The 13,746-nt window shown below is 71.8% G+C and carries 16 protein-coding genes; 9 read left to right on the top strand and 7 right to left on the bottom strand.

Going from position 1 to position 13,746, the window contains the following annotated elements; all coding sequences use genetic code 11:
* Window positions 1-582: EF-Tu/IF-2/RF-3 family GTPase (locus tag VFZ39_RS08450; protein WP_330865294.1), on the top strand; the 582-nt coding region annotated here is incomplete at its 5' end.
* Window positions 583-698: 116 nt separating this feature from the next.
* Window positions 699-1,076: a VOC family protein gene (locus VFZ39_RS08445; RefSeq protein ID WP_330865293.1), complete on the top strand. Its 378-nt coding sequence runs from the start codon at window positions 699-701 to the stop codon at window positions 1,074-1,076.
* Between the two features lie 6 nt (window positions 1,077-1,082).
* On the opposite strand, the gene VFZ39_RS08440 is transcribed toward VFZ39_RS08445, so the two are convergent.
* The 5 genes from VFZ39_RS08440 to VFZ39_RS08420 form a co-directional block, all read right to left on the bottom strand.
* Entirely contained in the window at window positions 1,083-2,462 is a 1,380-nt protein-coding gene (locus tag VFZ39_RS08440; protein ID WP_330865292.1) for an NAD(P)/FAD-dependent oxidoreductase, read from the bottom strand.
* Window positions 2,443-2,715 (bottom strand): (2Fe-2S)-binding protein, encoded by a 273-nt coding sequence (locus VFZ39_RS08435; RefSeq protein WP_330865291.1) that lies wholly within the window; start codon window positions 2,713-2,715, stop codon window positions 2,443-2,445. The genes VFZ39_RS08440 and VFZ39_RS08435 overlap by 20 nt, the downstream gene beginning before the upstream one ends.
* A complete protein-coding gene (locus VFZ39_RS08430; protein ID WP_330865290.1) occupies window positions 2,712-3,860 on the bottom strand; it encodes an NAD(P)/FAD-dependent oxidoreductase in 1,149 nt (382 codons plus the stop codon). Before VFZ39_RS08430 ends, VFZ39_RS08435 begins: the two co-directional genes overlap by 4 nt.
* 169 nt (window positions 3,861-4,029) lie before the next feature.
* Complete coding sequence (locus tag VFZ39_RS08425) at window positions 4,030-5,046, bottom strand: proline racemase family protein (protein ID WP_330865289.1); 1,017 nt, start codon at window positions 5,044-5,046, stop codon at window positions 4,030-4,032.
* A gap of 2 nt (window positions 5,047-5,048) precedes the next feature.
* Entirely contained in the window at window positions 5,049-5,960 is a 912-nt protein-coding gene (locus tag VFZ39_RS08420; protein ID WP_330865288.1) for a dihydrodipicolinate synthase family protein, read from the bottom strand.
* Between the two features lie 87 nt (window positions 5,961-6,047).
* Here VFZ39_RS08420 and VFZ39_RS08415 point away from each other — a divergent pair, with 87 nt between their 5' ends.
* Together VFZ39_RS08415 and trmB are read left to right on the top strand one after the other, a co-directional pair.
* Complete coding sequence (locus tag VFZ39_RS08415) at window positions 6,048-6,713, top strand: GntR family transcriptional regulator (RefSeq protein ID WP_330865287.1); 666 nt, start codon at window positions 6,048-6,050, stop codon at window positions 6,711-6,713.
* A gap of 70 nt (window positions 6,714-6,783) precedes the next feature.
* Window positions 6,784-7,506 carry a tRNA (guanosine(46)-N7)-methyltransferase TrmB gene (gene trmB, locus VFZ39_RS08410; RefSeq protein ID WP_330865286.1) on the top strand — a complete coding sequence of 241 codons (723 nt, stop codon included), beginning with the start codon at window positions 6,784-6,786 and terminating at the stop codon, window positions 7,504-7,506.
* Between the two features lie 45 nt (window positions 7,507-7,551).
* Here trmB and VFZ39_RS08405 read toward each other — a convergent pair whose 3' ends face one another.
* Complete coding sequence (locus VFZ39_RS08405) at window positions 7,552-10,227, bottom strand: right-handed parallel beta-helix repeat-containing protein (RefSeq protein WP_330865285.1); 2,676 nt, start codon at window positions 10,225-10,227, stop codon at window positions 7,552-7,554.
* 92 nt (window positions 10,228-10,319) lie between these two features.
* Window positions 10,320-10,730 carry a hypothetical protein gene (locus VFZ39_RS08400; RefSeq protein WP_330865284.1) on the bottom strand — a complete coding sequence of 137 codons (411 nt, stop codon included), beginning with the start codon at window positions 10,728-10,730 and terminating at the stop codon, window positions 10,320-10,322.
* A gap of 383 nt (window positions 10,731-11,113) precedes the next feature.
* Between VFZ39_RS08400 and rpsJ the strand changes: the two genes are divergently transcribed.
* The 5 genes from rpsJ to rplB all read left to right on the top strand — a co-directional run.
* Window positions 11,114-11,422 (top strand): 30S ribosomal protein S10, encoded by a 309-nt coding sequence (gene rpsJ, locus VFZ39_RS08395; RefSeq protein ID WP_026877498.1) that lies wholly within the window; start codon window positions 11,114-11,116, stop codon window positions 11,420-11,422.
* A 10-nt stretch (window positions 11,423-11,432) separates the two neighbouring features.
* Complete coding sequence (gene rplC / locus VFZ39_RS08390; protein WP_330865283.1) at window positions 11,433-12,113, top strand: 50S ribosomal protein L3; 681 nt, start codon at window positions 11,433-11,435, stop codon at window positions 12,111-12,113.
* A 2-nt stretch (window positions 12,114-12,115) separates the two neighbouring features.
* A complete protein-coding gene (rplD, locus tag VFZ39_RS08385) occupies window positions 12,116-13,003 on the top strand; it encodes a 50S ribosomal protein L4 (RefSeq protein ID WP_330865282.1) in 888 nt (295 codons plus the stop codon).
* Entirely contained in the window at window positions 13,000-13,296 is a 297-nt protein-coding gene (gene rplW / locus VFZ39_RS08380; protein ID WP_330865281.1) for a 50S ribosomal protein L23, read from the top strand. The genes rplD and rplW overlap by 4 nt, the downstream gene beginning before the upstream one ends.
* Window positions 13,297-13,324: 28 nt before the next feature.
* Window positions 13,325-13,746 (top strand): 50S ribosomal protein L2 (rplB, locus tag VFZ39_RS08375; protein WP_330865280.1); only part of this gene is annotated, 422 nt, incomplete at its 3' end.

Genomic DNA, 13,746 nt, shown 5'->3' with positions numbered 1-13,746 from the left:
CCCGAGCGTGACACCGAGAAGCCGTTCCTCATGCCCGTCGAGGACGTCTTCACGATCACCGGCCGCGGCACCGTCGTGACCGGCCGGATCGAGCGTGGCATCGTCAAGGTGAACGAGGAGATCGAGATCCTCGGCATCCGCGAGGGCTCGCAGAAGACCACCGTCACCGGCGTCGAGATGTTCCGCAAGCTGCTCGACGAGGGTCAGGCCGGCGAGAACGTCGGGCTGCTGCTCCGCGGCACCAAGCGGGAGGACGTCGAGCGCGGCATGGTCCTGGCGAAGCCGGGCACCACCACCCCGCACACGAACTTCGAGGCTTCGGTCTACATCCTCTCGAAGGAGGAGGGCGGCCGTCACACGCCGTTCTTCAACAACTACCGCCCGCAGTTCTACTTCCGGACCACGGACGTCACCGGCGTCGTCACCCTGCCCGAGGGCAAGGAGATGGTCATGCCGGGCGACAACACCGAGATGGCCGTCGAGCTGATCCAGCCGATCGCCATGGACGAGGGCCTGCGGTTCGCGATCCGCGAGGGCGGCCGTACCGTCGGCGCCGGTCGGGTCACGAAGATCACGAAGTGAGGACTGACGATCACGACGTGATCGTCTGAACCACCCGAGGAGCCCTCCAGCCGTCCGGCTGGGGGGCTCCTTGCTGTCTCTGGCGGCGTGTCAGTGGCTGCCTCTAGCGTCGGGCCATGACTCTGAAGCTGGGAATGATCACGATCGACACCACCGACGCGCTCGCGCTGGGCGGTTGGTGGGCGGAGCAGACCGGCGCGACAGTGGGAGAGACCAACGACGGCTACTACGTCATGGTGAGCGGCGGCGGCCTGCCGGGCCTGCTCAGCTTCCAGAAGGTCGACGACCCCACACCGGGCAAGAACCGGATCCATCTCGACCTCACGGCCGAGGACCTCGACGCCGAGGTCGACCGGCTGCTGGGTGCTGGAGCCACGCTCGTGGGGCGGCGGGGGGACGAGAGCTTCCGCTGGGTGACGCTGGCCGACCCCGACGGCAACCAGTTCTGCGTCGCCGGCGCGCAGGACGCCTCGGGTCTCGAGTCCGCGTCCTGACCGGGGTCAGTCGGCGCCCTCGGCGAGCACGCCGAGGGTGAGTGGTACGGCGATCGGGCGTTCGGGCAGTGGCGGACTCGGTCGCCGACCGGTCCACTCGGCGACCAGGCACGACGTGGCGAAACCGCAGACCCGACCCTGGCACCAGCCCATGCCGGTGCGGACGAGCAGCTTGGCTGACCGGGCGCTGTCGGCGCCGAGGTCGTCGACCGCACCGCGCAGCTCGCCGGCGGTGACCTCCTCGCACCGGCAGACGAGGGTGTCGTCAGTGACGCGGCCGGTCCAATCCTCGGGGAGCGGGTGCGCCCGGTGCATCGCCACCGCGAACACGCCGGCGGACGCGCGACGGCGCCGTGCCTTCGCCGGAACCGGGCCACCGGTGGCGTCGGCCCCGGCGATCTCACCTTCTGCCGCGGCGAGTGCGGCGCCGCCGACACCACACGCCTCCCCGGCGACCCACACGCCAGCCACCGAGGACCGCTGGTCGTCGTCGACCGCGACCACCATCGACCCGTCGACATCCACGCGGGTGGCGCAACCGAGCCCGAGCGCCAGCTCGAGCTGGGGACTGAAGCCCCAGCCGACGGCGAGCAGGTCGACGGGGAGCGTGCGCTCGCTCCGAGCACGGATCCGCCCGTCGCGGTCGAGCCGCCCCACGGTCGCCCAGGACACCGCGTCCTCCCCGTGGGCTGCGACCACCACGGACCGGCGGTGGAGGGGCACTCGATGGCGGGCCAGCGTGGCGGCGTACCCAAGAGCCTCGGGCAGCTTCGCCGCGTTGCGCAGGACCGCGCGAGGTGACCGGAGCCAGCCGGTCCCCGCGTTGGCCTCGTGCACACCCACCACGCGCGCTCCGGCCTCCGCGAGCCCCGCCGCCACGGTCAGGAGGAACGGGCCGGTGCCGGCGACGAGCACGCGTCGTCCGGCCACCACGCCGTGCTGCTTGAGCAGCGCCTGCACCCCGCCCGCGGTCATCACACCGGGCAGGTCCCACCCGGGGAACGGCAGCTGCCGGTCGTACGCGCCGGGGGCGAGCACGAGCCGGTGGGCAGCCAGGGTCAGCCGGGCCTCGTCCGGCCCGCTGACCGTGTGGACCTCGAAGTGCCTGCGCGGCCGGGTGATCGTCCACACGGTCCGGCCTGAGTACCAGTCAGCCCCCGCGGCCGCGACGAGCAGCCGACGGTAGCTCGCGAGCTGGTGGTGCAGGTGCTGGTCCGGTGCCACGGCGGTGCGACGCTGCCGCCAGAACTGGCCGCCGGGACGCTCGCCTGCGTCGACGACGGCGACTCGAGCGCCGGACGTCACCGCAGCGGCGGCCGCGGCCAGGCCCGCCGGTCCGGCGCCGACCACGAGCACGTCGTAGGGCTCAGACCTCGAGGTCGCCATGCCCCGCTCCCTCCTGGGTAGTGACGGCCGCGCCGGCTCTGGCGGGCAGCAGGCAGGCCCGAAGGTTCGGCTGGCCGTCGACGGTCACCAGGCAGTCGAAGCAGACCCCGATCCCGCAGAAGAGTCCGCGCGGTCGGCGCTGCCTCCGCGTCGTCCGCCAGGAACGGATCCCGGCGGCGGTCAGCGCCGCGCCGAGGCTCTGCCCGGGCTCGAACGGGATCGGCCGCCCGTCGAAGTCGAAGCTCTCCGTCACGCCGGCGCCTCCACCAGCCGGGCGGGTGCGAACGGGGTCGGGTCCACCAGCGGGTGCGCGCCGGTCAGCAGCTCGATCACGAGCCGGCCGGTCGCCGGGGCGAGCCCCACACCGGCGCCTTCGTGACCGCACGCGTGGAAGAGCCCCGGAACCCGCGGGTCGGGCCCGATCATCGGCAGGTGGTCGGGGCAGTAGGGCCGGAAGCCCGCATAGCTGCGCAGCAGCCGGATGTCGCGCAGGAACGGGAACAGCCGCACCGCCTGCCCCGCCAGCAACGTCAGCACATCCACCGACAGGGACCGGTCGAAGCCGACCCGCTCCCGGCTGGCACCGATCAGGACCGGGCCAGCGCGGGTCCCCTCCACGACCGCCGACGTCTCGAGGCCGGCCTCGTCCGAGGCGACGTTCTCGACGTAGTCGGCCGTGTAGACCTTGTGCCGCACCACCCGGGGCAGCGGCTCGGTGACCAGGACGAAACCCCGGCGGGGGAGGACCGGCACCGGCCCGCCCAGTCGTTCGCCGACGGACCCGGCCCATGTGCCGGCGGCGTTCACCGCTGCCTCGCAGTCGTACGTCGCACGGTCGGTGTGCACCGAGGTGATGCGGCCGTCGCCACCGTGGGTCGCACCGACGACCTCCTCGCCGCTCACGACGTGAGCCCCTGCGCGGCGGGCCGCGGCCAGCAGAGTGGCAGCGGCCAGCACCGGTTGCACCTGCAGGTCCTGCGGGTAGCGCACACCGCCCGGGAGGTCGGACGCCAGGTGTGGCTCGTGATCGTGCAGCCGATCGGCCGAGACCGGCTCGACGACGACCCCCGCATCACGCTGCCCGGCGGTGAACGTGTCCAGGGTGGCGAGGCCGGGCTCGCTGAGTGCCACCACCAGCCCGCCCTTCTCCTCCAGCTCGAAGCGGTCGGGACCGTGCTCGGTCGCGAGGTCGAGCCACAGCCGGCGTGACGCGAGCGCCAGCTCGAGCTCGGGACCGGCGCCCTTGTCGGAGACCAGGATGTTGCCCTCGCCGCGGCTCGTCGTACCACCACCAGGGGTCCCGCGGTCGAGCACCGTGACCGCGAGTCCCGCCCGAGCGGCGTAGTAGGCGCACGCGGCACCGACGATGCCACCGCCGACGACCACCAGGTCCCGCATCTCAGAGATCCCGCGAACAGGGAGGTCGCCTGACTCGCGAACCGCACGCACCGTCCTGGCCGCGTTCTCGTCGGTCGACGCACAACCCCGGTGCGCCTCCCTCCTCGGCCTTGCCAGCCCGGCACCTGCGGTCCGCTCGCCTCATCGGCGCCCCTGTCCGCGGCATCTCTTACAGCAGGAAGCCCGCGGGGAACGGGTCGGTCGGGTCGAGGAAGTACTGCGCGGTGCCGGTCAACCAGGCACGGCCGGTGATGGTCGGGACCACCGCCGCGATCGGATCGCCGCCGGGGACCTCGATCCGCGACTCAGCGACCAGCCGCCCCACGAACCGGGTACCGATGAAGGACTCATTGACGAAGTCGGTGTCCAGGGCCAGCTCGCCGCGCGCGTGGAGCTGCGCCATCCTGGCGCTGGTGCCGGTCCCGCACGGACTGCGGTCGAACCAGCCGGGGTGGATCGCCATCGCGTGGCGGCTGTGCCGCGCGTCCGAGCCCGGGGCGACCAGCTGGACGTGGTGGCAGCCCCGGATCGTCCGGTCGAGCGGGTGCACCGGCTCGGCCGACTGGTTGATCGCCGACATGATCGCGAGCCCGGCGTCGAGCAGGCGCTGCTTCTCGGCCCGGTCGAACGGGAGCCCGAGCTCGGCGAGCTCGACCATGGCGTAGAAGTTGCCGCCGTACGCGAGGTCGTAGCGCACCTCGCCGACGTCCGGGACGGCGACCTGCGCGTCGAGCGTGTGCGAGTACGACGCGACGTTGCGGATCGTGACCGCGGTGGCGGACCCGTCCACGACCTGGACGTCGGTGACGACCAGCCCGGCGGGTGTGTCGAGCCGGATCGTGGTGACCGGCTCGGTGATCTCGACCATCCCGGTCTCCACGAGCACGGTCGCGACGCCGATCGTGCCGTGGCCGCACATCGGCAGACAGCCGGAGACCTCGATGAACAGGACACCCCAGTCGGCGTCGGGACGGGTCGGGGGCTGCAGGATCGCGCCGGACATCGACGCGTGGCCGCGCGGTTCGTACATCAGCAGCGTGCGCAGGTCGTCCTGGTGGGTGACGAACCAGTCGCGCCGCTCCAGCATGGTCGCGCCGGGGAGCGGACCGACCCCACCGGTGATCACGCGGGTCGGCATCCCCTCGGTGTGGGAGTCGACGGCGTGCAGGACCCGACGGCTGCGCACGGTCAGGCCAGCCCGGCCTCGAGGACGACCTCGGTCGCACGTCGTACGGCGGCCTCCTGGTCCGGCGCCAGCGGCTGGCGGGGTGGCCGGCAGGGGCCACCGCGGCGCCCGACGAGGTCCATCGACAGCTTGATCGCCTGCACGAACTCGGTCCGTGAGTCCCAGCGCAGCAGCGGGTGCAGGGTGCGGTACAGCGGCAGCGCCCGCTCGACATCGCGGGCGACGGACAGCTCGTACAGCTCGACCGTGGCTCGCGGGAACGCGTTGGTGTAGCCGGCGACCCAGCCCTTGGCGCCGGCGATCCCGACCTCGAGCACCACGTCGTCGCTGCCGATCATCAGGTCGAGGCCGGGCGCGAGCTCGGCGATCTCGTAGGCACGACGCACGTCGCCGGTGAACTCCTTGACGGCCACGATCAGACCCTCGTGGAAGAGCGTCGCGAGCAGCCGCGGCGTCAGGTCGGTCTTGGTGTCGATCGGGTTGTTGTACGCCGTGACGGGGAGCCCGGCCTTCGCGATCTCGCGGAAGTGCTCGACCACCGCGCGCTCGTCAGCCCGGTAGCTGTTGGGCGGCAGCGCCATCAGCACCTGCGCGCCTGCCTCGGCGGCCTGCTCGGCGAAGTGTCGGGACTCGATGGCGCCGTACGCCCCGACTCCGGGCATCACCACGAACCCGTCGGGGGCCGCGGCGACCGCGGTCTCCACGACCTTCGCCCGCTCTTCGGCCGTCAGCACCGGGTACTCACCGAGCGAGCCGTTCGGCACCACGCCGTGGACACCGTTGTCGGCGAGCCAGCGCACGTGCTCGGCGTACGCGTCGAGGTCGACCTGCAGGTCCTCGGTGTAGGGAAGGGCGGTGGCCACCAGGACCCCGTGCCAGGGCTGGCGGGTCTGGTCGGACGTGGCGTCGGACATGCGGAGCGCTCCGGATGAGGTGGACGGGCAACAGGCTCAGTAATATATTACACAGCACTGAACGCGCAACCCGACCGGAGGATCCGGATGATCACCCCCACGCTGCCGCGGCTCGCGCAGCGCCGGCACCTGCGGCACGAGATCGCCGACGCGCTGCGCGGCGCCCTCGTCGCCGGCCAGCTCCGGCCCGGTGTCGTCTACTCCGCGCCGATGCTCGCGGCGCAGTTCGGCGTGTCCGTGACCCCGGTACGGGAGGCGCTGCTCGACCTCTCCGGCGAGGGGTTGGTCGAATCGGTGCGCAACAAGGGGTTCCGCGTGACCGAGCTCGCCGCCGGTGACCTCGACGAGATCACCGACCTGCGCGTGCTGATCGAGGTGCCGACCGTCCGGGACCTCGCTGGCGCCACGGGTCAGCACCTTCGCGGCCAGGTCGAGGCGCTGCGGCCGGCCGCCCGGCGGATCGTCGACCACGCCGCGGCCGGCCGAGTGGTCGAGTACGTCGAGGCGGACCGCACGTTCCACCTCGCCCTGCTCGCGCTCGCCGGCAACAAGCACCTGGTCGACGTGGTCGGGAACCTGCGTTCCCGCAGCCGGCTGCACGGTCTCGCCGAGCGCTCGAACGCCGAGCAGCTGCTCCGGTCGGCGCGCGAGCACGAGCAGCTCCTCGACCTGGTCCTGGCCGGCGACCCCGACGCGGTCGAGGACCTGATGACCCGCCACATCACCGACGTCCGCACCGCCTGGGCCGGCTGAGCGTCAGCCGAGGGCCGCGCCCTCCCGACGCCCGGTCGGTCGCGATCGCGGGCCACGAGAAGATGGACGCGTGAACGATCATGCGCGTCCTGCGCGACCGCACCTGCGCCTGACGGAGGACGGCCGTCGGATGCGGGAGGTGCTCAGCTACTCCCGGCGAGGCGGCCGGTTCACGCCCTCGCAGGCCGCTGCCTGGGAGAAGTACGCCGAGCGGTGGGTGATCCCCGACGAGGCCGTCGACGACCCGGACTTCACGCTGGCGCGATGCTTCGGGCGCGAGGCGCCGCTGATCGTCGAGATCGGGCCCGGTGTGGGCGAGGCGACGGGCGTGCTCGCCGCGGCCCGGCCGGATCACGACCTGCTCGCCCTGGAGGTGTGGCGCCCGGGGGTGGCCAGCGCCCTCGCCGAGGTCGCGGCGGCGGGGGCCGACAACGTGCGCTTCTGCTCGGTCGATGCCGCTTGGGTGATGGAGCACCTGATAGCCGCCGACTCGCTGGCCGGGCTCTGGACCTTCTTCCCCGACCCGTGGCCGAAGAAGCGGCACCACAAGCGTCGACTCGTCAACCGCGACTTCGCCGCGCTGGCAGCCGCGCGGCTACGACCGGGTGCGGAGTGGCGACTGGCCACTGACTGGGATGACTACGCCGAGCAGATGCGAGCGGCACTCGACGCCGAACCCCTCCTGGAGGGCGGCTTGGTTCCCCGCTGGGAGGAGCGACCGGTCACCAAGTTCGAGCGCAAGGGCAGGGCGGTCGGCCGCGCCATCAGCGACCTCAGGTACGTCAGGACCTAGGGGGACTCGCTTGGGGGCGCGGGCGCCACCGCCACGGCGACGGCATCACTCGTCGGTCGCGACGCCGCCGGCGTCCTCGTTGCACTCGATCTGTGGCGGCTCCTCGCCCGGGAAGGCCATCAGGCTCAGCCGGGGCAGGTGCGGGCCGCGGAGGTCGAACGCGAGTGCCGATCGCACCCGCACGTGGCCCGCCTTGGTGCGGAAGCGGTAGCCAGGTCGTGAGGCCACGCCCACGGTGTAGAGACACTGGTCGAACGTGCTGATCTCCTCGACCGGCTCCCGCAGGTCCTCCACGTCCTCCCGGAGGTCGCGAATGCCCTGGCGCAGGTCCCTCCACGTCGCGCGCTCGGCCCGGTCCTGTCGGCGACTCGGTAGCACCGGCCGGTCGACCCCCTCGCCCGGGTCGGTGCCGCACTCCTCGTCACGGAACGGTCGGTCCCCCCGGCGCAGCGCCAGCAGCTGGTAGTCGGGGTCGTCCCACTCGCTGGTGTCGATGTGGAGGGCCGCTCCGTGCGCCCGTGGCGGGTCGCGCAGGAAGCCGAGCCCCTGGGTGGGGTCACCGGCCTCGGTGACCGGCAGCCACAGGAGGCACGACTCCCAGGCGTCGAAGCGCTCCGCGCCCTCGTCGATCGCGTCCGCCCGGGCCTCGAGCCGGTGCAGCCGTCGGAGCAGGAACCGGAGCCGGTCCGAGCCGTGGCTCGTCGTCCGGGCGTCCTCGCCCGCGCCGTTGGGGTCGGCCGCGACGCTCAGGCAGCGGCGCGTCGTCCCCAGACGCAGCAGGTGCCAGCGCGGTGCCGTCCGATCACGCCGCAACGCGGGCCGCCGATCGACTCCGGTCCCGTCGCGCTCGTCGTACAGGTATCCCCAGCGGTGACGCACGTCCCCGGCCTGCGAGACGCCGACCCGGTGCGTGCATCGCTGCAACGTCTTGAACCGGGCGACGCCACGCCGCAGCTCGGACAGCTGGCGGGCGAGAGAGCCCAGGGCGGCGGCCGCCCCCCGGCGGGCGTGGTCGCGCGCCACCACACCGATCCGCGCCCCCGCGGTCACCGGCGAGGCGGCGACCGCCGCCTCGGGGACAGCGACCGGCCGCTCACGACGGTAAGGGCCCACGTGGCCGGTCGGAACCTGCCCCGGCACGCGCGCGGCCGGTTCCACAGTCGTCGACTGAACGGCGCCGATGTCACACGCGGAGCCGGTGTCCCGGGGCGTGCCGATCGCGTCGTGGGTCACCAGCGTCTCCCAGTCCGCCCAGCGCTCGAGCAGCTGCGTGGCCGGGATCCGCTGGGGCAGGGGTGGCCGGCACGCGTGGGCGGGAATCTGACCCCGCACCGGGCTGCCAGGTCGCGGGAGCAGCACGAAGCCGTGCGGATCGTCCTCGAGCGGGGAGAGCATCGGGTCCTCCCCGAGGTGGTCGGTCGGACCCGCCAGCCCGCACGAGTCGTCGCTGGAGAAGTTGTAGCCCCGAGTGACGCCCTCGTAGACCCGGCACGGCCTGCGCGTGGGGATCGTGTCGCCGGTGACGCCCTCGGTGACCGGCGGACCGAGGATGGTGCCGAAGCTCGCGAGGACTCCGGCGGCACCGAGGTCTCCCCCCACCGGCGCGATGTTGGCCGTCAGGGTGGAGTACACCAGCGAGACCCGACCCGCGGCGAGCAGCCCACCGCCCTCACCCTCGGCGTAGTTGTTGGTGAGCGTGCTGTTGAGCAGCATCAGGTTCCCGCGAGCCCAGATGCCTCCACCGGCGTGGGCGACGGCCAGGTTCCGCGCGATCGTGGAGTTCACGACCAGCACGTCCGCCTCACCCGAGATCGCTCCGCCGCGGTCGTCCGCGCGGTTGCCGATCAGCGTCGAGTCGAGCACGGCGACGTCCCCGTCGAGGGTGAAGATCGCACCCCCCGGCCCGTCGGCGTCACTGCCGTCGATCAGTGAGTCCACGACCGTGATGTCCCCGTCCTCGTCGGCGTAGAGCGCACCGCCGTCGCCGTCGGTGGTGTTGCCGTCGACCTTGGAGCGCACGACGAGGATGTCGCCGGTCGATCCGATCGCGCCGCCCGACCCGTCGACGAGGTTCGTGGAGATGACCGAGTCGTAGACCTGCACCCCCCCGCGGCGGGCGTACAGACCACCGCCGTCGTCGTTGGCCAGGTTGCCGGTGATCGCACAGCGCCGCACGGTGACCCGTCGCATCGAGAACACGCCACCGCCGGGCTCCTCGGCGAGGTTCTGGGTCACCGCGCAGTCGCGCAGCACGATCTCGCCCCGTGAGGTGAGCGCGGCGCCGGGACCGTCCGAGCCACCGCGGGTGAGCGCCACGTCGCGCAGGTCGAGCCAGCCGGTGCCGTCCTGGCGAAGCACGCGCTTCTCGAAGCACGACTGGCGGATCGTGTGCCCGTGCCCGTCGAGCAGCAACGGGTACGGCGACTCGCGGATGGGGTCACCGAGGAAGCAGTCGCGCAGGACGATGTCGGCACCGAGATCGATCCGGGTGCGGAGCGGGTCGGCCCACGCCCTGCGCAGAGCGGTCTCCGAGCGCACCCACCGGTCGACGCGGCCAGCGGACCCGGCCCGCGACGCCGGAGGAGAGCTGGACGACGACGCGCTCACTGGAGCTGCGAGGGGTAGTGGCGTCGCAGCGAGCACGTCGGGTGCGCCCAGGGACGAGGAGGACGCCGACGCCACCAGGGCGAGCATCGCGACGAACAGTGCAGGACGCGACATGGGCCCCTCCCGGCCGGTGGGCACCACGGTACGAGCGACCTGCCCCTCGCCCGGGGATTGCCGTCACCGCGCGTCGCGCCCGGAGCCTTTCCTCACGCAGGAGGTGCCCGGTGGGGGAGGAGCCCGGCGTCCACGAGTCGTGCTTCCACCCTGCTGCGCTCGCAGTCGCGCTCGGGGCCCGGTGGGAGCAGGTGCAGCAGGTGCGGGATCTCCAGCGCCTCGGCCGCCTCGGCGAGCACCCGGTCGAACGCTCGTCGACGCCCCTCGTACTGCGCGAACCGCATGCCGTCCTGGTGGTAGCGCTCGGAGATCCGATGGACGTCGTGCGCGATCAGCTGCAGCGGCCGGCGGCCGGGGGCCGGCGGCTCGGGCCGGCGGAACCGCCGGCTCAGGCGCAGCCAACTACGCCGCCTCGGCCACCCACCGACGAGACCTGCGAGGATCAGCACCGGCAGCAGCAGAAAAGCGACGATCAAGACGAGGCCCTGGGCCACCTCGGCCATGCCGTGAGGGTACGCCTGAATCGCTCCGAGCGGCACCCGGTCAAGCTGGCCCCGAGCCCGGGCTCGAACCGATTTGGTCGCAGGCGGGCACGTCTGTCAAGATGGTCCGGTTGCTTCGGCGGGTTGCCGGGGTGCGCCACAACTTTGACTACTGAATCGCGTCTCACGCTCGACTCGGTGGTTGCCTGCTGTGGCGACACCGCACCGTGAGACCCGATCGGCCCGGCTCCGCGTCGGGCGCCACCAACACCAGCAAGATCCACGAGGTTTCGTGTTGCGCTCCAAACGGGCGACACGCCCGACCGCGGGGGTCGGAGGTTGTGGCGGGCACAGACCAGCAGTTCGACCATGCGGCACTGACTTGAGAAGGACGAGAGAGACCTATGGCGGGACAGAAGATCCGCATCAGGCTCAAGGCCTATGACCACGAGGTGATCGACACCTCGGCGCGCAAGATCGTTGACACGGTGACCCGCACGGGTGCCCAGGTCGCCGGCCCCGTGCCCCTGCCGACCGAGAAGAACGTCTACTGCGTCATCCGCTCGCCCCACAAGTACAAGGACTCCCGCGAGCACTTCGAGATGCGCACCCACAAGCGTCTCATCGACATCATCGACCCCACGCCGAAGACGGTCGACTCGCTGATGCGGCTCGACCTGCCCGCCGGCGTCGACATCGAGATCAAGCTCTGAGGAATCTGCGATGACTGCCACTTTCGAACGCGCCGCGAAGGGCCTGCTGGGCACCAAGCTCGGCATGACCCAGCTGTGGGACGAGAACAACCGGATCGTCCCCGTGACCGTGATCGACGCGCGCACCAACGTCGTGACCCAGGTCCGCACACCCGCGACCGACGGCTACAACGCCGTGCAGGTCGGGTTCGGCGAGATCGAGGGCCGCAAGGTGACCAAGCCGCAGGCCGGTCACTTCGGCAAGGCCGGGACCACCCCGCGCCGACACCTGGTCGAGATCCGCACCGCCGACGCCACGTCGTACACCGTCGGGCAGGAGCTCGGGGTCGACACCTTCGCAGCAGGCGAGGAGATCGACGTCACCGGCACCAGCAAGGGCAAGGGCTTCGCCGGCACCATGAAGCGGCACGGCTTCTCCGGTGTGGGTGCGTCCCACGGCGCGCACCGCAACCACCGCAAGCCGGGCTCCATCGGCGCCTGTGCGACCCCGGGCCGCGTCTTCAAGGGCGTCCGGATGGCGGGCCGGATGGGCCGCGACTCCGTGACCGTCCAGAACCTCACGGTGCACGCCGTCGACGCCGACAAGGGCCTGATCCTCGTCAAGGGCGCCATCCCCGGCCCCAAGGGCTCCCTGGTCGTGCTGCGCTCGGCCGCGAAGAGCTCGACCGCATCTACGGGCAAGGAGGCCTGAGCATGGCGACGAAGACCGTGAAGGTCGACCTCCCCGCCGACATCTTCGACGTCGAGGTCAACATCCCCCTGATCCACCAGGTCGTGGTCGCGCAGCAGGCTGCGGCCCGCCAGGGCACCCACGCGACCAAGTCCCGAGGCGAGGTCCGTGGCGGCGGCCGCAAGCCTCACAAGCAGAAGGGCACCGGTCGTGCCCGCCAGGGCTCCACGCGCGCCCCGCAGTTCGCCGGCGGTGGCGTCGTCCACGGCCCGCAGCCGCGCAGCTACGACCAGCGCACGCCCAAGAAGATGAAGGCCGCCGCACTCCGCAGCGCGCTGTCCGACCGCGCTCGCAACGACCGGATCCACGTCGTGGACGCCCTGGTCAGCGGTGACAAGCCCTCGACCAAGGCCGCCCTGGCGTCGTTGGCCGGGCTCAGCGAGCGCACGAAGTTCCTCGTCGTGCTCGAGCGCGCCGACTCGTTGACCTGGCTGTCGCTGCGCAACGCCCCTGAGGTCCACATCGTGGCGGTCGATCAGCTCAACACCTACGACGTGCTCGCGAGCGAGGACGTGGTCTTCACCCGAGGCGCCTACGAGGCGTTCGTGGGCACGGCCGCCGCGGCACCGGCTGCCGACACGACCGAGCCGACCACCGGGACGACCACCGAGCCCACCACCGACGAGGCCGACGAGGCCGAGACCGTCGAGCTCCCCGCAGGTGCCAAGGCACCGCTGAAGAGCCCTCGGGCCCCCAAGGGCTACGAGGTGCTGGGGCTGGCGAGCGGTGTCTACCACGAGCCGGGCACCGCGGGTTACGACCCGGCGGCCGCCGACTTCTGGTTCAAGTCCGTCGAGGACGCCGAGGCTGCCGGGCTGAACCGCGCCGAGGAGAAGGAGAGCGACCAGTGAGCACGCTGCACAAGGACCACCGCGACATCCTGATCGCGCCCGTGGTGTCGGAGAAGAGCTACGGCCTCCTCGACGCCAACAAGTACACGTTCCTGGTGCGTCCGGACGCCAACAAGACCGAGATCAAGATCGCGGTGGAGAAGGTGTTCGACGTCAAGGTCACCTCGGTGAACACGATCAACCGCCAGGGCAAGACCCGTCGTACCCGGTACGGCATCGGCAAGCGTGCCAACACCAAGCGCGCCATCGTCAGCCTCGCTGAGGGCCACCGCATCGACATCTTCGGCGCCTGAGGCCGGCGTCACTCGAAGGAAGACAGACATGGCTATCCGCAAGTACAAGCCGACCACCCCGGGCCGTCGTGGCTCCTCGGTGGCCGACTTCGTCGAGATCACCCGGACCACGCCGGAGAAGTCGCTGACCCGTCCGCTCGGCAAGAAGGGCGGCCGCAACAACCAGGGCCGGATCACCACCCGGCACCAGGGTGGCGGTCACAAGCGGGCCTACCGGGTCATCGACTTCCGTCGCTACGACAAGGACGGCGTGCCGGCCCGCGTCGCGCACATCGAGTACGACCCGAACCGGACGGCTCGGATCGCGCTGCTGCACTACGCCGACGGCGAGAAGCGCTACATCATCGCGCCGAAGGGCCTCGTGCAGGGCACCCCGGTCGAGTCGGGTCCCAACTCCGACATCAAGGCCGGCAACAACCTGCCGCTGCGCAACATCCCGGTCGGTACGAC

This window comes from Nocardioides sp., assembly GCF_036374615.1.
Lineage (GTDB): Bacteria > Actinomycetota > Actinomycetes > Propionibacteriales > Nocardioidaceae > Nocardioides.
This window is presented reverse-complemented; position numbering and strand designations above follow the sequence as displayed.

Coding starts and splice junctions, on each gene's coding strand:
- rplD (WP_330865282.1), top strand. CDS start 12,116: ATGGCGACGAAGACCGTGAAGGTCGACCTCCCCGCCGACATCTTCGAC.
- VFZ39_RS08430 (WP_330865290.1), bottom strand. CDS start 3,860: ATGCGGGACCTGGTGGTCGTCGGCGGTGGCATCGTCGGTGCCGCGTGC.
- VFZ39_RS08400 (WP_330865284.1), bottom strand. CDS start 10,730: ATGGCCGAGGTGGCCCAGGGCCTCGTCTTGATCGTCGCTTTTCTGCTG.
- rpsJ (WP_026877498.1), top strand. CDS start 11,114: ATGGCGGGACAGAAGATCCGCATCAGGCTCAAGGCCTATGACCACGAG.
- VFZ39_RS08415 (WP_330865287.1), top strand. CDS start 6,048: ATGATCACCCCCACGCTGCCGCGGCTCGCGCAGCGCCGGCACCTGCGG.
- VFZ39_RS08420 (WP_330865288.1), bottom strand. CDS start 5,960: ATGTCCGACGCCACGTCCGACCAGACCCGCCAGCCCTGGCACGGGGTC.
- VFZ39_RS08440 (WP_330865292.1), bottom strand. CDS start 2,462: ATGGCGACCTCGAGGTCTGAGCCCTACGACGTGCTCGTGGTCGGCGCC.
- rplC (WP_330865283.1), top strand. CDS start 11,433: ATGACTGCCACTTTCGAACGCGCCGCGAAGGGCCTGCTGGGCACCAAG.
- VFZ39_RS08405 (WP_330865285.1), bottom strand. CDS start 10,227: ATGTCGCGTCCTGCACTGTTCGTCGCGATGCTCGCCCTGGTGGCGTCG.
- VFZ39_RS08445 (WP_330865293.1), top strand. CDS start 699: ATGACTCTGAAGCTGGGAATGATCACGATCGACACCACCGACGCGCTC.